This window comes from Micromonospora sp. M71_S20 (assembly GCF_003664255.1).
GTDB lineage: Bacteria > Actinomycetota > Actinomycetes > Mycobacteriales > Micromonosporaceae > Micromonospora.
The window spans coordinates 2,002,372-2,019,087 of the sequence record NZ_RCCV01000001.1; the positions used below are offsets into that span (position 1 = coordinate 2,002,372).

General features: G+C 75.2%; 17 protein-coding genes and 1 pseudogene. 5 read left to right on the plus strand and 13 right to left on the minus strand.

Annotated features, from left to right (window positions below; all coding sequences use genetic code 11):
* Positions 1-17: 17 nt before the first annotated feature.
* From DER29_RS08960 to DER29_RS09000, 9 genes and pseudogenes are all read right to left on the minus strand, one after another.
* On the minus strand, positions 18-716 hold the full coding sequence (locus DER29_RS08960; RefSeq protein ID WP_121396924.1) for an ABC transporter ATP-binding protein: 699 nt from the start codon (positions 714-716) through the stop codon (positions 18-20).
* Positions 713-1,774 carry an ABC transporter ATP-binding protein gene (locus DER29_RS08965; protein WP_233599693.1) on the minus strand — a complete coding sequence of 354 codons (1,062 nt, stop codon included), beginning with the start codon at positions 1,772-1,774 and terminating at the stop codon, positions 713-715. The genes DER29_RS08960 and DER29_RS08965 overlap by 4 nt, the downstream gene beginning before the upstream one ends.
* Positions 1,771-2,640 (minus strand): ABC transporter permease, encoded by an 870-nt coding sequence (locus tag DER29_RS08970; RefSeq protein ID WP_121396925.1) that lies wholly within the window; start codon positions 2,638-2,640, stop codon positions 1,771-1,773. The genes DER29_RS08965 and DER29_RS08970 overlap by 4 nt, the downstream gene beginning before the upstream one ends.
* Positions 2,633-3,607 carry an ABC transporter permease gene (locus tag DER29_RS08975; protein WP_121396926.1) on the minus strand — a complete coding sequence of 325 codons (975 nt, stop codon included), beginning with the start codon at positions 3,605-3,607 and terminating at the stop codon, positions 2,633-2,635. Before DER29_RS08975 ends, DER29_RS08970 begins: the two co-directional genes overlap by 8 nt.
* A gap of 65 nt (positions 3,608-3,672) precedes the next feature.
* Positions 3,673-5,268, minus strand: coding sequence for an ABC transporter substrate-binding protein (locus tag DER29_RS08980; protein WP_121396927.1), 1,596 nt, complete (start codon positions 5,266-5,268; stop codon positions 3,673-3,675).
* 156 nt (positions 5,269-5,424) lie between these two features.
* On the minus strand, positions 5,425-5,718 hold the full coding sequence (locus DER29_RS36195; protein WP_370040267.1) for a winged helix-turn-helix transcriptional regulator: 294 nt from the start codon (positions 5,716-5,718) through the stop codon (positions 5,425-5,427).
* Between the two features lie 460 nt (positions 5,719-6,178).
* Positions 6,179-6,565, minus strand: a pseudogene (locus DER29_RS36200) (SRPBCC domain-containing protein); the annotation flags it as partial.
* A 1-nt stretch (position 6,566) separates the two neighbouring features.
* The gene (locus DER29_RS08995) at positions 6,567-7,175 is read right to left on the minus strand and encodes a helix-turn-helix domain-containing protein (RefSeq protein WP_199729190.1); all 609 of its coding nucleotides are present in this window, start codon (positions 7,173-7,175) and stop codon (positions 6,567-6,569) included.
* 69 nt (positions 7,176-7,244) lie between these two features.
* Positions 7,245-9,353, minus strand: coding sequence for a heavy metal translocating P-type ATPase (locus DER29_RS09000; protein WP_121396928.1), 2,109 nt, complete (start codon positions 9,351-9,353; stop codon positions 7,245-7,247).
* Positions 9,354-9,645: 292 nt separating this feature from the next.
* Between DER29_RS09000 and DER29_RS09005 the strand changes: the two genes are divergently transcribed.
* Positions 9,646-10,746 carry an L-dopachrome tautomerase-related protein gene (locus DER29_RS09005; RefSeq protein WP_199729192.1) on the plus strand — a complete coding sequence of 367 codons (1,101 nt, stop codon included), beginning with the start codon at positions 9,646-9,648 and terminating at the stop codon, positions 10,744-10,746.
* Positions 10,747-10,804: 58 nt separating this feature from the next.
* Here DER29_RS09005 and DER29_RS09010 read toward each other — a convergent pair whose 3' ends face one another.
* Positions 10,805-11,212 (minus strand): four-helix bundle copper-binding protein, encoded by a 408-nt coding sequence (locus DER29_RS09010; RefSeq protein ID WP_233599695.1) that lies wholly within the window; start codon positions 11,210-11,212, stop codon positions 10,805-10,807.
* Positions 11,213-11,392: 180 nt separating this feature from the next.
* Here DER29_RS09010 and yidD point away from each other — a divergent pair, with 180 nt between their 5' ends.
* From yidD to DER29_RS09030, 4 genes are all read left to right on the plus strand, one after another.
* Positions 11,393-11,809, plus strand: a complete 417-nt coding sequence (gene yidD, locus DER29_RS09015; protein WP_121396929.1) for a membrane protein insertion efficiency factor YidD — start codon at positions 11,393-11,395, stop codon at positions 11,807-11,809.
* 9 nt (positions 11,810-11,818) lie between these two features.
* Complete coding sequence (locus tag DER29_RS09020; protein WP_121396930.1) at positions 11,819-12,274, plus strand: ATP-binding protein; 456 nt, start codon at positions 11,819-11,821, stop codon at positions 12,272-12,274.
* 154 nt (positions 12,275-12,428) lie between these two features.
* Positions 12,429-13,262: an MEDS domain-containing protein gene (locus DER29_RS09025; RefSeq protein WP_121396931.1), complete on the plus strand. Its 834-nt coding sequence runs from the start codon at positions 12,429-12,431 to the stop codon at positions 13,260-13,262.
* Positions 13,259-14,218, plus strand: coding sequence for a sensor histidine kinase (locus tag DER29_RS09030; RefSeq protein WP_121396932.1), 960 nt, complete (start codon positions 13,259-13,261; stop codon positions 14,216-14,218). The genes DER29_RS09025 and DER29_RS09030 overlap by 4 nt, the downstream gene beginning before the upstream one ends.
* Here DER29_RS09030 and DER29_RS09035 read toward each other — a convergent pair.
* From DER29_RS09035 to hflX, 3 genes are read right to left on the minus strand one after another with little or no spacing between them, the layout of a single operon-like run.
* Positions 14,178-15,044 (minus strand): cytochrome c oxidase assembly protein, encoded by an 867-nt coding sequence (locus tag DER29_RS09035; protein ID WP_121399106.1) that lies wholly within the window; start codon positions 15,042-15,044, stop codon positions 14,178-14,180. The genes DER29_RS09030 and DER29_RS09035 overlap by 41 nt on opposite strands.
* On the minus strand, positions 15,041-15,505 hold the full coding sequence (locus tag DER29_RS09040; RefSeq protein WP_233599696.1) for a DUF2243 domain-containing protein: 465 nt from the start codon (positions 15,503-15,505) through the stop codon (positions 15,041-15,043). The genes DER29_RS09035 and DER29_RS09040 overlap by 4 nt, the downstream gene beginning before the upstream one ends.
* Entirely contained in the window at positions 15,502-16,650 is a 1,149-nt protein-coding gene (hflX, locus tag DER29_RS09045) for a GTPase HflX (RefSeq protein WP_121396933.1), read from the minus strand. Before hflX ends, DER29_RS09040 begins: the two co-directional genes overlap by 4 nt.
* Positions 16,651-16,716: the final 66 nt, after the last annotated feature.

A 16,716-nucleotide genomic window follows, 5' to 3' on the forward strand; every position in this document is an offset into this window, starting at 1 on the left:
TCCGGAGGGTGCGCCGGTCAGGGCTGCGCAGCGGTCGGCAGGTCGACCACCCGGGTGGCCCAGCGGGCCATCAGCGCCGGGTCGTGGGTGATGAGCAGGACCCCGGCGGCGTGCTGCCGCTGGTAGTCGGTGATGACGGCCGCGAGGTGCGCCTGGGTGGAGGCGTCGAGCATGGCGGTGGCCTCGTCGCAGAGCAGGTAGTCGGGCCGGTGCACGAGCGCGCGGGCGAGGCAGGCGCGTTGCAGCTGCCCGTCGCTGACCGCGTGCGGGCGGCGGGCGAGCAGGTCGGGCGTGAGGCCGACGAGGTCGGCCAGCTCCGCCGCCCGGGCCCGCGCCGGCTCCTCGGGCGTGCCGGTGGCGCGCAGCGGCTCGGCGATGATGTCGGCGAGGCCCAGCCGGGGGTCGGTGGCGGCGCGGGGGCTCTGGAACAGGATCGCGACGCGGGTACGGACGGCGGCGGGCACCCGGTGCCGGGCGCCCGCCACCCGGTGGCCGTCGAGGGTGACGTGGCCGGCCTCGGGGGCGTGCAGCAGGGCCAGCACCCTGGCGAGGGTGGACTTGCCGCTGCCCGAGGGCCCGCGCAGGCCGACCGTCTCGCCGGGCGCGACGCGCAGGTCGACGCCGTCGAGGACGCGCCGGCCGCCGTAGGAGACCGCGACCTCGTGGGCCGCGAGGGCGGTGCTGGTCATGCCGGCGCTCCCGGCGGTGCTGGTCATGCCGGCGCTCCGAGGGTCAGCGGGTGGTGGCAGGCGACTCTGCCCGGTCCACCCGCCGGCGCGGGCGGGGTGCGGCAGACGTCGGTGGCGCGGTCGCAGCGCGGGGCGAAGGCGCAGCCCGGAGGCAGGTCGGTGAGCATCGGCGGATGGCCGGGAACGGGCCGGAAGGCCCGCTCGGGCAGGGCGTCGAGCAAACCGGCGGTGTACGGGTGGGCGGGCGCCGCGAACAACTCGGCCGTCGGCCGCCGTTCCACGATCCGGCTGGCGTACATGACGGCGACCGTGTCGGCGACCCGGCGGGCGGCGGCCAGGTCGTGGGTGATGAGCAGGACGGCGCCGCCGGCGTCGCAGCGGCGGCGCAGCAGGTCGAGGGTGTGGTCGACCAGAGGCCGGTCCAGGCCCGTGGTGGGCTCGTCGGCGAGCAGCAGCGGCGGGTCGGGGGCGAGGGCGAGGGCGGTGGCCAGGCGCTGGGCCATGCCGCCGGAGAGCTCGTGCGGGTAGCGGTCGAGGTCGGCGGGGTCGAGGCCCACCTCGGCGGCGACCCGCTCGGCCGCCGCGGGCGCCTCGCGCCGGGTGTGCCCGTGGGCGCGCAGGGTCTCCTCCAGCAGCCGCCGGCCCGTCCGTACGGGGGTCAGGGCGGTGGCGGGGCTCTGCGGCACCAGCCCGACCGCGCGGCCGCGCACGGCGCGGGCTAGGTGGCGCTCGGAGGAGCCGACCAGGTCGACCTGCGCCCCGGTGGGCGGGCGCAGGCGGGCGTGACCCGTGACGGTGGCGTTGCCGGGGAGCAGGCGGAGCAGGGCGTGCGCGAGCACCGACTTGCCGCAGCCGGACTCCCCAACCACCGCCAGGAGCTCGCCCGGGTGGACGGTCAGGTGCAGGTCGGTGACGGCCTGCACTACGGCGTCGCGGAGCTGGAAGCGGACGGTCAGCCCGTCGACCTCCAGCAGGCCGGGCCGACCGTCGGCGGCGGGGCCACCCGTGCCGGCGCTGCCGGCCGTCTCGCCGGTGCCGGTCGGGGCGATGGTGTCGGCGGGGGCGGGCTCGCGGGTGGTGGTCACAGGTTCAGCTCCGCTCGTACGCGCGGGTCGAGGCGGTCGCGCCACCGGCCCGTGAGGGCCGCCAGGGCCAGCGTGACGACGACGAGGAGCAGGCCGGGCACGATGCTGGCCCACCAGGCGCCGGTGAGCAGGGACCGCTGCCCGTCGTTGATCATGTTCCCGATCGAGGCCAGGTGCGGGGGCAGGCCGAGGCCGAGGAAGGACAGCGCGGTCTCGTGCCAGACGGCGTGCGGCACCATCAGCGTGGTGGCCAGCGCCAACCGGGGCAGCACGTGCGGGAGCAGGTGCCGGGTGATCACCCGGGCCCGGCTGGCGCCGCCGGAGATCGCGGCGTCGATGAACGGCCGGGTGCGCAGGCTGAGCAGCTCGGACCGGACGATGCGGGCGGTGGAGAGCCAGTGCGTCAGCCCGATCGACAGGATCACCGCGCCCAGGCTCGGCCGCAGCATCGCGACGATGAAGATGCCCAGCAGCAGGTGCGGCAGCGCCGCGATGGTGTCGACCACCCGCATGAGCACGCGGTCGACCCAGCCGCCGAGGGTGCCGGCCACCGCGCCGACGAGGCCGCCGATCACGGTGGCGACGAGCGCGGCGACCGCGCCGACGAGCAGCGAGACCCGCAGGCCGTAGAGGCTGCGGTGGGCCACGTCGCGACCGAGGTCGTCGGTGCCGGCCGGGTGCGCCCAGGAGGGCGCGAGCCGGGTCCGGGCCAGGTCCACGGCGCTCTCGTCGAGCGGCCAGAGGACGGGGGCGAGGAGGCACGCCAGGCCCGCGCCGACGAGCACGGCCCAGGCGACGGCGGCGCCGACCCGGCCCGTACGCGGCTTCGGCCGCCGGACCCGCAGGGGCAGGGCGAGGTCAGTCATCGAGGCGTACCCGGGGATCGGCGGCGGCGTAGGCGAGGTCGGTGCCGAGGTTCGCGGCCAGCACCACGACGGTGGTGGCCAGGGTCGTGGCGGCCAGCAGCGGGAAGTCGCTGCCCAGCGCGCCCTGCACGGTGACCGCGCCGAGGCCGGGCAGGGAGAACACGGTCTCCACCAGGACGGCGCCGCCGATCAGCTCCGGCAGGTGGGTGCCGACGAGGGTGAGGAACGGCAGCAGCGCGGTACGCAGGGCGTGGCCGAACAGGACGGTGCGGCCGGGCAGGCCCCGGGCCCGGGCGGCGAGCACGTGGTCGTCGCGGAGGCTGTCGGCGACGGCGTCCCGGATGAACAGGACGAACCACGGCGTCTGGGCGATCGCCAGCACGCCCACCGGCAGGATCAGGTGCCGGGCCACGTCGGCGGGGTCGGTGCCGGTGGCGGTGATGTCGGTGAGCCCGCCCGCCGGCAGCCAGCCGAGGGTGAGGGCGAACAGGGCGATCGCGGCCAGCCCGATCCAGAACACCGGCATCGACTGCACGGCGTACGCGGTGGCGCGCAGCGCCCGGTCGAACCAACCGCCACGCCGGTACGCGGCCAGCGTGCCCAGCAGCAGGCTCGCCACGAGGACGAGGGCGAGGGCGGCGCCGACGAGCAGCAGGGTCCAGCCGGCGCGGGCGGCGAGCACAGAGGTGACCGGCTCGTGGCGGCTGGTGGACCAGCCCAGGTCGCCCTGGAGCAGGTTGCCCACCCAGCGCAGGTACTGCACCGGCAGCGGGTCGTCGACACCCCAGTTGGCGCGGATCTGCGCCAGGTTCTCCTCGCTGGTGGTGAACGCCGCCGCGCCCGCGTACTGCTGGGCGGGGTCGATGGGCGAGGCCGCGCCGAGGGCGAACATGCCGACGCTGGTGGCGGCGAGGATGGGCACGGCCACCAGCAGCCGTCGGCGGACCACCGCGCCGGCTCCCGCCATCCGGCGCGTCCGACGCCGGGGGGTGGGCCTCGCCGGGGCCGGCGCGGCTGTCGGGGCGGGCGTCGTCACGACTTCCTCGTCCAGGTGTGGATGTTCCACCAGAGGCTGTTGGCGACGTCGTGCTCGTGCGGCTCCACCCGGGGGGTCACCCCGGCGACGGCGTCCTTGACCACGTAGGTGTGCTGGAGGTAGGTGAGGAACACCCACGGCATGTCGGTGGCGAGCTGCTTCTGGAACGTGGCGTACGCGGCCTTGCGGGCGGCCGGATCGGCGTTGGCGCGACCGTCCTGCAACGCCTTGTCCACCACGGGCGAGCGGTAGGAGCCGGGGTTGAAGAAGCCCTGGCCGGCGAAGGCGGAGCCGAAGAGCTTGTAGGAGACGAAGTCCGGGTCGTACGGCGTGCCGTAGCCCATGACGAGCGCGTCGCTCTTCATCCGGGGGGTGATCGCGTCCCAGGTCAGACCCTCGGGAGTGATCTTGATGCCGACCTTCTTCGCGTCGGCGGTCACCGCGAGGGCGAGTTCCTTGCGGAGGCTGTCCGTGGCCGGGTACATAAGGGCGAACGCCGCCTGCCGGCCGTCGCGGACGCGGATTCCGTCCGGGCCCGGCTTCCAGCCGGCGGCGTCGAGGGCGGCGGTCGCGGCGGCCGGGTCGGCGGCGGGCTTGCCGGCGATCGACGGCTCGGCGAACTCCGACGTCGGCGGGACCGGCCCGAACGCGGGCTCGCCCGCCCCGCCGAGCAGCCCGGTGACCATCGCCGCGCGGTCCACCGCCGCGTTCAGCGCCTGCCGCACCGCGAGGTCGGCGGTGACCGGGTTGCCCATCGGCAGCATCACACCCCGGTAGTCGGCGGTGGGCACCCGCTGCACCCGGTAGCCGGCCTGCCCGTCGAAGCCGGTGGTCAGCTTCGGCGCCAGCTCCGCCACGTCGAACTCCCCCGCCCGCATCCGCTGCGCGCGTACGTTGTCGTCGGCGACGAACGCCACCACCACGCCGCCGTTGGCGGGCTTGCCGCCCCAGTAGCTCTCGTTGGCCGCGAGCACGAGCCGGTCGCCCGGGGTCCACGACGTCACCCGGTACGGGCCGGTGCCCACCGGCTTGCGGTTGAACTCGGCCTTGTTGATGTCCTGCCCGGCCAGCGCCTTGGCCGGCACGATCCCGAGGGCCAGCCGCTGCGGGAAGGGCGCGTAGGCGTACTTGAGGGTGAACACCACGGTCGACGGGTCGGGCGCGGTGACCGAGGCGAGCATGTCCAGGTCGGAGCGGAGCGTGGAGTCGACCTTCGGGTCCAGCACCGCCTGGTAGGTGAAGACCACGTCCTGGGCGGTGAACGGGCTGCCGTCGTGGAACAGCACGCCGTCGCGCAGCTTCGCGGTGACCGTCCTGCCGTCCGCCGACACGGTCGGCAGTTCCCGGGCCAGCGCCGGCATCAGCTCGTTGCGGGCGTCGCGGGCGACCAGCCCGTCGAAGATCAGGGAGCCGCCGTCGACGCCGTAGTTCAGCACCGGGTTCAACGCGTCCGGCTCACCCGCCGTCGCCACGACGAGCGTGCCGGCGCCGGCCGCGCCCGTCGACGTGGTCGCCGGCGAGGAACAGCCGGCCACGGCGAGGACACCGGCGACGGCCACCGCCGCCACGCGCTTGGACACAGGCGTACCCATCACATGCTCCCGGGTCTGTTCTTCGCGCGACCGCCCGGCGTCACGCCGGGGCCGGCGTCCTGATCTGACCGACCGTGCCCGCGGCGGTCCACGGTCACGAGCGGGCGGACGCCCCGGCGATGGTCTGGACCATCGCGTGCCGGGGGCAGCCGGCCACTAACGCCAGCATTCCGCAATTGCCAATCTCATGCAACAAGCGCCGGCCGACTGTGTCGCCCAGGCCACACCCCGTCCGCGTCGGCGCGCGGCGGTCAGCCGGCGCCGCCCCGGCCGTACGCGGCGCGGGCGCGATGGACCTGCTCGATGTGTCTCGGCCCAGTTCTTGATCGCCTGCTGGATCGGAAGCAGGGTACGGCCCAGGGCGGTGATCCCGTAATCGACGCGCACCGGCGCCTCGTCCCCACGCCCTGACCACACCCGGACGCCCGGCGGGGCCGGCCCGGCTCCCACCGGGCACCGCCTGCCGGGCGTCCGGATCGGCCCCCGTCCACCGGGCGTCCGGGCCGGGCCCGTCCGCCGGGCGTTCCTGTCGTCGGGTCAGCCGACGGGAAGGGCGGCCAGCCAGTCCTGCCAGGCTCGCTCGCTCCGGGCCGGGTCCTGTCCGGGGGCGAAGACGTGGTGGCCGAGGACCAGGGCGTCGCCGCGCTCGGCGCCGGAGTGGAGGAACCGGTAGACCTACGTCGGGGGTGCGGACACCGACGTAGGTCGGGAGGCCGGCCAGGTCGACGACGCCGTCGATCGGGGGCAGACCGGCGACGGTGAACCGGACCCGCTGCCCCTCGGCGAGCGGACCGGCGACGCCGAGGGCGTCGGCCACGGCCGCCCACGCCCGGTCCGCGCCGCCGACGCCCGGGCGGAAGGCCGAGACCGGGGTCGCGGTCCGGCCGGGGAAGTGGGCGAGGTACGCGGCCAGCGTCCCGAGGTACATGTCCCAGCCGACCCCCATCGCCTCGTACTCGGTCTCCCAGTCGTCCCCGAGGACGCCGCTCTGGACGAGCCGCAGGGTCGTGCTGCCCCGCTCGCGGCCCTCGATGAGGTATTCCATCGCCATGAAGGTGCCGTCCGGGGCCGTCGCGGTGCGGTCGGCGAGCCGCTTGCCGGGCTCCCACGCGGTGATCGTCGACTCCTCGACGTGGCCGGCCATGGTGAGGCGGGTCCGGCCGCCCTCGCCCGGCTCGACCTCGGTGCGGCCCATGAACCAGGAGTCGATGCCCGGACCGGTGGCGATGGCCTCCCACACCTGCTCGGGCGTGGCGGCCAGCTCGATGTCCTTGCGCAACTCGAAGTGGTGTCCCATGTCAGTGCTCCTCGTTCACGGTGCTGTCGTCGGGGTCGGCGCTGGGGTGCAGGGCGACCACCACCCGGTGCTCGCGACCGCCGGGGGCGTTCTCGTCGTGGTACCTGCCGACCAGAGCGGTGACGGTGGCGGCCAGTTCCTCGGCGAAGGCCGCCCGGTCGGCCGCCGAGGCGAACCGGACGGTGCCGTCGACCGCGAACGTCGCCACCCGCTGCTTCGCCCGCTCGGCGCCGGTGATGAGCGCGCCGACGTCCTGCACGAGGCGGGCGGCCAGCGCCAGCAGCCACCGCGCCGACAGCCGGTCCGGCGACTGCGCCGGGTCGGGCCGCACGGCGGCGAGGGCCGCGGGCGAGATCACGTACGACGCCGCGGTCGCCCGCATGACCCGCTCGGTCACGTTGCCCTTCCGGCGCTCCTCCACCAGCTCGACCAGGCCGTGCTGCTCCAGCGCCCGGAGGTGGTAGTTGACCTTCTGCCGGGGCAGGCCGACGCGGGCGGCGAGCATCGTCGCCGAGGCCGGCTCGGCGAGCGCGGCCAGCAGCCGGGCCCGCATGGGATCCAGCGACGCCTCGGCCGCCGCCGGGTCCTCGATCACTGCGATGTCGAACATGACCACAGCGTGCCACCGACAGTTTTTTCTGTCAAGACAATCGGATTGATCGGTGAGTTCCCGCGCCGCTCACTCCTCCCGGGGGCGCAGGCGCACGCGGCGCAGCAGTTGGGCGTTGAGCGCCACCACGATCGTCGAGGCGGACATCAGGATCGCGCCGACCGCCGGACTGAGCGTCACCCCGGCCCAGGCCAGCACGCCCGCGGCCAGCGGAAGGGCGACGACGTTGTAGCCGGCCGCCCAGCCCAGGTTCTGGATCATCTTGCGGTACGAGGCCCGGGACAGCCGGATCACGCCGGTGACGCCCCGCGGGTCGGACGAGGCGAGCACGACCCCGGCGGACTCGATCGCCACGTCGGTGCCGGCGCCGATGGCGATGCCCACGTCGGCCCGGGCCAGCGCGGGGGCGTCGTTCACCCCGTCGCCGACCATCGCCACCCGCAGCCCGCGCCGTTGCAGGTCGGCCACGGCGTCGTCCTTGTCGGCCGGCAGCACCTCGGCGAAGACCTCGTCGACGCCGGGACGGAAACCGAGGTCGGCGGCGACCGCCTCGGCGACCGGGCGGGCGTCCCCGGTGATCATGACGATCTTGCCGACGCCCTGCTCCCGCAGCTCGGCGATCGCCTCCCGGGCCTCGGGGCGGACCTGGTCCTCCAGCGCGAGGGCGCCGAGCACGGTGGCCGTCTCGCCGTCGAGGCGCAGCAGGTGCAGCACCGCCGCGCCCCGGCGCGACCACTCGCCCTGCCGGTCGCCCAGGTCGTCCGGCACCTCGGCGCTCAACTCACGGAGCAGGGCGGGCCCCCCGACGGCGTACGCCGTGCCGTCGACCTCCGCGCGGACGCCGCGCCCGGTCAGCGAGCGGAATCCCGTCGCCCGCCGGGCCCCACCGCGCTCGGACCCGGCGGCCACGATGGCCCGGGCCAGCGGATGCTCGCTGTCCGCCTCCACCGCCGCCGCCAGGGCGAGCACCTCATCCTCGCTGCCGTTCCCCGTGGCCGCCACCCCCGACACCACGTGCTCGCCCCGGGTCAGGGTGCCGGTCTTGTCGAACAGCACCGCGTCGACCGTGCGCATCCGCTCCAGCGCCAGCCGGTCCTTGACCAGGATCCCGCCCCTGGCCGCCACAGCGGTCGACAGCGCGATCACCAGCGGGATGGCCAGGCCCAGCGCGTGTGGGCAGGCGATCACCAGCACCGTGACGGTACGCACCACGGCCGCACCGGGGTCGCCGAGCACGGCCCAGGTCACCAGGGTCGCCAGGGCCACCACGGTCGCGACGTAGAACAGCCAGGCGGCGAACCGGTCGGCGAGCACCTGGGCGCGACCGCTGGACTGCTGGGCCTGGGCCACCAGGCGCTGGATGCCGGCCAGCGCGGTGTCCTCGCCGACCGCCTCGACGCGTACCCGGATCGCCGCGTCGGTGGCCACCGTGCCGGCGACCACCCGGTCCCCGGCGCCCCGGGAGACCGGCCGCGACTCGCCGGTGACCATGGACTCGTCCAGCTCGGCGCCGCCCTCGGTGATCCGGCCGTCGGCCGGCACCCGGGCGCCGGGCCGGACCAGCACCAGGTCGTCGACCCGCAGGTCCGCCACGGACACCCGCTCGACCCCGCCGTCCGCCGTCACCCGCTCGGCGTCGTCGGGCAGCAGCGCCGCCAGGGCGGACAGGGCGCCCTGCGCCTGGCCGATGGCCTTCATCTCCTGCCAGTGCCCGAGCAGCATGATCGTGACCAGGGCGGCGAGCTCCCACCAGAAGTCCAGGTCGAAGACGCCGAGCGCGGTGGCCGCCGAGGCGACGTACGCCACCGTGATGGCCATCGCGATGAGCAGCATCATGCCGGGCGCCCGGTCGCGCACCTCCCGCACGGCGCCGACCAGGAACGGCCAGCCGCCGTAGAGGAAGACGACCGTGCCGAGGACGGGGCCGACCCACGCCACGCCCGGGAACTCCAGCCGGTAGCCGAACCAGTCCATCACCATGTCGCTGGTCAGGACGATCGGCACGGTCAGCGCCAGGCTCAGCCAGAACTTCCGGCGGAACATCTCCGGGTCGTGCCCGGCGTGCTTGTCGTGCCCGGCGTGCCCGCCCGCGCCGTGGGCGTGCTGGCCGGCGTGCGCGTCGGAGGCACCCGTCGCGCGGGGCGGGTGGCCGTCGTGGTGGTGCGTCTCGTGGGGCATCTGCGCCTCCTCACGACCACCATACATACCCCCTCCGGGTATCCGCCGTCGGATCGCTCCGAGAAGCCGGACCCCCGGGGGCCCGCCCCTCCCGGGCGATCCCGCACGGCAGCCCCGGTCTGGCCGGCCCCCGGCGGGTCACCTGGGAGAGGCGGGCGGAGGGTTTGCGGCGGTGGGCGCCGGGAAGCCCGACGGTCGACCCCGCGCGAGAGGGAGATGACGCCATGCACGTGCCCCACGAAGATCCGCGCCGGGTCGCGGACGACGCCGCGCCGCGTCCCGGGGGCGCGTCGTGAGCGGGCCGGTCGCCGCCGAGCCGGTCGGCGAGTTGGAACTCGTCCACGCCTTCACCGGCCCGATGCCCACCGGCGTGAGCGTCTCGCACACCGGCCGGATCTTCGTCAACTTCCCGAAGTGGGGCGACGAGGTGCCCGCCACGGTGGTCGAACTGCGCGACGGCCGCGAGGTGCCCTTCCCCGACCAGCGGTGGAACAGCCCGTCGGGCGACGACGACGCGGAGGCGTTCGTGTCGGTGCAGAGCATCGTCGTCGACCCCGCCGACAGGCTCTGGGTCCTCGACACCGGCAGCCCGATGTTCCGCCCCACCTCGCCCGGTGGCCCGAAGCTGGTCCGGGTCGACCTGGACACCGACACCGTCGCCCAGGTGATCACCTTCCCGACCGACGTCGCCCTGCCCAGCACCTATCTCAACGACGTGCGCTTCGACCTGCGCCGCGGCGAGGCGGGCGTCGCCTACATCACCGACTCCTCCGACTCCGGCCCGAACGGGATCATCGTGGTGGACCTGGCCAGCGGCGCGTCCTGGCGGCGGCTGCACGACCACCCGTCCACGAAGGCCGAGCCGCTGGAGACGTTCCGGCCCGTGGTCGAGGGCCGGCCGTTCCTGGAGCGCCCCGCCGACGGGCCGCCGAAGCCGGTGACGATGGGCGCGGACGGCATCGCCATCGCCGCCGACGGGGCCCGGCTGCACTACTGCCCGCTCGCCTCGCGCCGCTGGTACAGCGTGCCCACCGACGCGCTCACCGACCGTTCGACGGCCGACGACCAGGTCGCCGCGTCGGTGGTGGACGAGGGCGACAAGGGCGGCGGCTCCGACGGCCTGGAGACCGACGACGCCGGCCGGCTCTACCTCACCTCGTACGAGCACGACGCGGTGCTGCGCCGCCGTCCCGACGGCGGGTACGAGACCGTGGTGCACGACCCCCGGCTGCTCTGGCCCGACACCATGTCCGTGGCGAGCGACGGGCACCTGTACGTGACCGCCAACCAGTTGCACCGCCAGGCGAAGTACCAGCGCGGGCAGGACCTGCGGCGCAAGCCGTACGCCCTGTTCCGCGTGCGGATCGACGCCGGCCCGGTCCGGCTGCGCTGACCACCGACACGACGGCGCCGGCACCCCGCGCGGGATGCCGGCGCCGTCTGCGGACCGCTCAGCTCATGGTGGCGAGCAGGTCCCGGCAGGCGCGCTCGCACGCGCGGCAGGCGTCGGCGCAGACCCGGCAGTGCTCGTGCATGCCCGCGTGGCTGGCGCACTCGTCGCCGCAGGACTTGCAGGCGGTGGCGCACGCCTCCAGCAGGGTGCGGCTGATGTTGGCGTCGTAGCCGGTGTGCCGGGACAGCACCCGGGCGGTCGTCGTGCAGATGTCCGCGCAGTCCAGGTTCGTCCGTACGCACTTCGTCAGCTCGGCGACCATGTCCTCGCTGAGGCAGGCGTCGGCGCAGGCGGTGCACGCCTGGGCGCAGGTGTTCAGCGCGTCGACGACGGCGGCCAGCTTGGCCCGGTCCAGGTTGATCGACTTCGGGTACGTCTCGAGCATCGGCATCGTGGTGCTGGGCACGGCGTTCTCCTCTCGGTCATTGCCTGTGCACTACCCGCGACCGTCGCCCGGCATGCGACCACCGGCGGTACCGGTCCCGTCGGGCCGTCGACCGGGTCGACCACCGCGCCCGGGTCCCACCGGCTGACCGGCTGCGGGGGCCACGGCGCGCCGGTCGTCGCGGTGGCCGATGATCGGGCCATGTTCAGACGCCTCCGTGAGACGGCCCGCGAGAACCGCCGGCAGCAACGGCTCATGTCGAAGTCGAAGAACCCCGACGGCTGCTGTGACTGCTGCGACCTGGGGCTGTTCTCCACCCTGCTGATGCTCGGCTCGGCGACGGCGGCGGCGACCCGGGCGCCGGCGCTGGACCGGGCGGGGGTGGCGGCGATCCGGGGCTACCGCCGGTGGCTGTCGCCGCACTGGCCTGGGCGGTGCCGCTTCACGCCCACCTGCGGGGCGTACGGGTTGACGGCGGTGGAGCGGCACGGGCTGGCGGTGGGGGGACGGCTGGCCGCCGAGCGGGTGCGCCGCTGCCGTCCCGGCGTTCCCCGGGGCACCCACGATCCGGTGCGCCGACCGATGAGTCGTGGAATGAGCCGACCGGAGATCGGGTAGGACGAGACCATGGGCCAGCTGAGCAGTTCCCCACCCCCGCCGCAGGCCGTTGAGCTGCGGCGGTGGACGTTGCAGGAGGCGGTCGACCTGCGTGCCCTGCGGGCGTCCCTGCACGAGGAACTGACCGGCGACGTGCTCGGTGAGGGCGAGTCCCTGGAGGAGGTTCCCGAACTCGTCGCGCTGATCGCCACGGAGCTGGCCACGAACGCCCTGCGCCACGGGATGCCGCCGACCATCGTCCGGCTGCTCGCCACCGACGACTGCCTCATCCTCGACGTCGCCGACCACGACCTGGGGTCCCTGCCGCAGCTCGCCGAGCCCCGGCCCGTCGGCGACGGCGGACGCGGCCTGGAGCTGGCCCGCGCCCTCTCCCTCGACGTCGGCTGGTACGCCACGGGCAACACCAAGAACATCTGGGCGTCCTTCCCCCGCACCGAGCGCCTCAGCGGCGCGCGGAGCGCCTGACCGGGCACCGGCCGGCGCGGCGGCGCGGAGCGGCCGACCGGGAGCCCGCCCCGGGGCGACGAACCGGGCGAAAGCCCCTCCTGGCGTCCTGGCAGGTCGCGGGCCCGGCGCCCGTTCCCGGGCGACCTACACTGGTTGCCGTGAGGGAGTCAGCATGACCAGCAGCGAACGGCGGGCCGCGCCGGGCGGTCACATCTGCTGGTCGTACGACGACCCGGAATCCCTCGCCGACCAGGCGGAGCGCCACCTCGCCATGAGCCTCGCCGCCGGCGAGCGCTTCTGGTACGTGACACCGCGCCCCTCGGACCTGGTGGCCGAGCGGCTGCGCGCCCTGCCGAACTTCACCGACGCCGTGCGCCGGGGCGCCGCCGCGGTGGTCCCCCTCGTCTCGACCTACTCGCCCGACCACGTCGTCGACCCGGCGACGCAGGTCGCCGCATACGCGGCGGCCACGGAAGAGGCGCTGGCCGCCGGTTACACCGGGCTGCGCGTGGTCGCGGAGGCCACCGAGCTGGTCCGCACCCCGGCCCAGCTCGACGTCTTCACCCGCTACGAGCACCTCGTCGACCGCTACATGCGCACCCGGCCGTTCAAGGCCATGTGTGCCTACCACCGGTTGAAGCTGGGCGACCGGGCGGTCACCGAGCTGGCGTGCATGCATCCGCAGACCAACGTCGAGGACCTGCTGTTCCGGTTGTACGCCGTGGCGCCCGCCGACGGGCACGCCGCGCTCGCCGGCGAGCTGGACATGTCGAACCACGAGCTGTTCCGCACCGCCCTGGACCGCGCCGACCTGCGGCCCACCGACGGTGAGCTGGTGCTGTCGGCGGCCGGCCTGCGCTTCGTGGACCACCGCGCCCTGGCCCACCTGGCCGAGTACGCGCACCGCCGCGGCGCGACCGCCGTGCTGCGCACCCCCCGCTCGGCCGCGGCCCGCCTGGTGGAGCTGCTGCGCCTGCCCGGTCTGCGGGTGGAGGTCACGCCATGAGGACCGGTGCGGCCGCCCAGCACCACGGCTACTACCACGAGGCCGTCCGCTACGACTCCGACGACGAGCTACTCGCCGTGGCGGTGCCGTTCCTGCTCGGCGGCGTCGAGGCGGGCGAGCCGACCTTCGTCGCGCTGGGCGAGCGCACCGGCGGGCTGGTCCGCTCGGCGCTGCCGGCCGGTTCCGGGGTCGAGTTCCTGCCCGGCGGCGACGTCTACGCCCGGCCCGCCGCCGCCATCCGCTCCTACCGCCAGCTCCTCGCCGAGCAGGTGGCCGCCGGCGCCGGGCAGATCCGGATCATCGGTGAGGTGCCTCCGGTCTCGTTCGGCGCGACCTGGGACTGGTGGGCCCGCTACGAGTCGGCGATAAACCACGCGTACGACGACTTCCCCCTGTGGAGCATGTGCGCGTACGACACCCGGATCACGCCGCCGGAGGTGCTGGCGGACGTGGCCCGTACGCACCCCCGGTTCGCCACCCCCGACGGGCGGCACGTGCCCAGCCCGACCTGGACGCCGCCGAGGGAGTACCTGCGGCAGGGCCCCCGGGTCGTGCCCGACCCCCTCCAGGCGCAGCCGCCAGCCGTGGAGCTGGCCGACCCGACGGCGGCAGAGGCGCGCGCCGCCGTGCACAAGGTCGACCAGGGCCAGGTGCCGGTCGACGACGTGGAGGATCTGGTCGTCGCGGTCAGCGAGATCGTCACCAACGCGTTGCGCCACGGCAGGCCGCCGGTCCGACTGCGCGTCTGGGCCGGCGACGACCGCATCGTGGCGACGGTCAGCGACGGCGGCGAGGGGCCGGGCGATCCGTTCTGCGGGCTGCTCCCCGTGTCCGACGGCGCCCCCGGCGGGCTCGGCCTCTGGATCACCTACCAGTCCTGCAACCACGTGACCTGGCAGCGCGACGACGCCGGGTTCACGCTCCGGCTGACGGCCGGGAAGGCGTACACCGGCTGACGGGCGCGACCCGGGCGGCCTCGCGTCCGGGCGGGCCCTCCCCGACGGCGGGTGCCGGCCGGCGGGGCCGACGCCGGTGGTACCAGGCGGCGAAGAGGGCGGTGGCGAGCAGCAGTTCGGCCACGTCGCCGCCGTAGTACATCAACCGGGCCGCCGCGCGCAGCGCCGCGACGTCCCGGTCGGGCAGCCCGGGCGGCAGGGTGGCGGCGTGCGCGTACAGGTACTTGGCCAACACGGCGTGCCCGGCCCCCGCGCCGAGCAGCGCGCCGGCCCGCACCGCCAGGCCGGGCCGGCGCGGGGCCGGGTCCGGGCCGGCCACCGACCAGGCGAGCAGGTAGCCGGCGGCGACGTAGTGCACGTGCAGGGCGTGGTGCAGCACCGGGTTCCGCTCGGCCGCCGCGTAGAGCGGGGTGAGCAGCACCAGCGCCAGCCCGCCGGTGGTGAGCAGCGCCGCCGTCACCGGATGGGCGAGCACGTGCACCGGCCTCGCCCGCAGGAACCGGCCCACCCGGCGGCCGACCGGCGGCGGCACGACCCGCAGCAGCAGGGTCACCGGCGCGCCGAGGGCCAGCGCGAGCGGCGCGACCATGCCCAGCAGCAGGTGCTGGGCCATGTGGACGCGCGGGTCGCCGGGCCCGCCCGCCAGCGGGCCGAGGGCGACCGCGAGCACCGCGCAGCCGGCCAGCCAGGCGACCGTACGCCGGCGACGCCAGCCGCGCCGGTCCCGGGACACGGCCAGCAGGTAGCCGGCGGCGAGCAACGCGACCGCCACGAGCGGCAGCGGGGCCGGACCGGCGGCGGCACCGGTGTGCGCGAGCGCCGTCACCGGGCGTCGCGGCCGGAGCGGGACCGCACCCGCCAGGTCACCCACGCGCCGAGCAGCAGCAGCGCCACCGCCGCCACGTTCCACACCACGTCGTACGGGAGCAGGTGCACCCCGTAGCGGATCTGGTGCAGCCGCAGCACCTTGTGGTCGACGATCCCGTCGAAGAGCTGGAACGCCCCGGCGCCGAGCAGCAACCCGCCCCAGGCGGCCCGGGGCACCAGGGCACCCCGGCGGCGCAGGTCGGCGAACCAGAAGAAGCCGCCGACCAGGGCGATCAGCTCGGCCGAGTGCAGCAGCCCGTCGGAGAGCAGCCCGACGGAGGGGGTGGACCGGTCGTAGAAGTGGTGCCAGCCGAGGATCTGGTGGAAGACGATCTCGTCGACGGCGGCCATCACCGCCACCCCGATCACCGCGGCGGCGAGGACCGACCGGCGAAGATCAGGTGCGCCGGAGCGGTTCACCGGCGGGTCAGGCGGTCGGCCAGCGCGGCGCGCAGTTCGTCCATGCCGGCGCCGGTCAGCGCCGACACGGCGACCGCGCCGGGATGGACGCGCCGCAGGGCGTCGACCCACTCCCCCGGGGCCACGTCGATCTTGTTGAGCACCAGCAGTTCCGGCACGTCGCCGGCGCCGATCTCGTGCAGCACACCGTGCACGGTGGTGATCTGGTCGAGGGCGTCGGGCGCGGAGGCGTCCACCACGTGCAGCGCGAGGTCGCTGCGGCTGACCTCGTCCAGCGTCGAACGGAACGCGTCGACCAGCTGGTGCGGCAGGTGCCGGACGAACCCGACCGTGTCGGTGACGGTGAACAGCACCTCGCCGACGCGTACCCGGCGCACCGTCGGGTCGAGGGTCGCGAAGAGCACGTCCTGCACCTGGGCGTCCGCCCCGGTCAGCCGGTTGAGCAGGGCGGACTTGCCGGCGTTCGTGTAGCCGGTGATCGAGACCGAGGGGACCTGGTTGCGGGCCCGCCGTTCCCGGTTGCGGTCCCGTCGCCGGGTCAGCTCGGAGGCGTTGCGGCGCAGCCGGGTGGCCCGCTGGCGCAGCCGGCGACGTTGTGTCTCCAGCCGCATCTCACCGGGACCGCGCACACCCATGCCCGCGCCGCCGGCCATCCGGCCGCCGCCGATGCGGGACATCGAGCGCCCGTCGCCGCGCAGCCGCGGCAGCTGGTACGCGATCTGCGCCAGCTCCACCTGCACCCGGCCCTCGCTGGTGCGGGCGTGCTCGGCGAAGATGTCCAGGATCAGCGCGGTGCGGTCGACCACCCGTACGCCGACCCGCTCCTCCAGGTTGCGTACCTGTCCGGGGGTCAGCTCGCCGTCGGCGATCACGAGGTCGGCGCCGGTCCGCTCGGTGAGGGCGGCCAACTCGTCGACCTTGCCGGAGCCGACGAAGGTCGCCGGGTCGGGGCGGGGCCGGTTCTGCACCACCTCGTCGACGACGGCCAGCCCGTCGGTGTCGGCGAGCCGGCGCAGCTCGGCCAGCGACACCTCCGTACCCGGCCCGGTATCTCCCGCCTCGTCCTGGTGCACCGCGACCAGCACGGCCGTCGGCCGTGCCGCCGGAGCGCCGGAGCCGTTGCCCAGCAACCACGATCCCGCCATCTCAGAACCTCGCCTCGTCCGCGTCCCCCCGAACTACCCGGGACCGGCCGAACCATGCGGAAGTTC

Excerpts from the sequence above, each read along its gene's own strand:
- DER29_RS08960 (WP_121396924.1), bottom strand. The coding sequence starts at position 716 with ATGACCAGCACCGCCGGGAGCGCCGGCATGACCAGCACCGCCCTCGCG.
- DER29_RS08970 (WP_121396925.1), bottom strand. The coding sequence starts at position 2,640 with ATGACTGACCTCGCCCTGCCCCTGCGGGTCCGGCGGCCGAAGCCGCGT.
- DER29_RS08975 (WP_121396926.1), bottom strand. The coding sequence starts at position 3,607 with ATGGCGGGAGCCGGCGCGGTGGTCCGCCGACGGCTGCTGGTGGCCGTG.
- DER29_RS08980 (WP_121396927.1), bottom strand. The coding sequence starts at position 5,268 with ATGGGTACGCCTGTGTCCAAGCGCGTGGCGGCGGTGGCCGTCGCCGGT.
- DER29_RS08995 (WP_199729190.1), bottom strand. The coding sequence starts at position 7,175 with ATGTTCGACATCGCAGTGATCGAGGACCCGGCGGCGGCCGAGGCGTCG.
- DER29_RS09000 (WP_121396928.1), bottom strand. The coding sequence starts at position 9,353 with ATGCCCCACGAGACGCACCACCACGACGGCCACCCGCCCCGCGCGACG.
- yidD (WP_121396929.1), top strand. The coding sequence starts at position 11,393 with ATGTTCAGACGCCTCCGTGAGACGGCCCGCGAGAACCGCCGGCAGCAA.
- DER29_RS09020 (WP_121396930.1), top strand. The coding sequence starts at position 11,819 with ATGGGCCAGCTGAGCAGTTCCCCACCCCCGCCGCAGGCCGTTGAGCTG.
- DER29_RS09025 (WP_121396931.1), top strand. The coding sequence starts at position 12,429 with ATGACCAGCAGCGAACGGCGGGCCGCGCCGGGCGGTCACATCTGCTGG.
- DER29_RS09030 (WP_121396932.1), top strand. The coding sequence starts at position 13,259 with ATGAGGACCGGTGCGGCCGCCCAGCACCACGGCTACTACCACGAGGCC.
- hflX (WP_121396933.1), bottom strand. The coding sequence starts at position 16,650 with ATGGCGGGATCGTGGTTGCTGGGCAACGGCTCCGGCGCTCCGGCGGCA.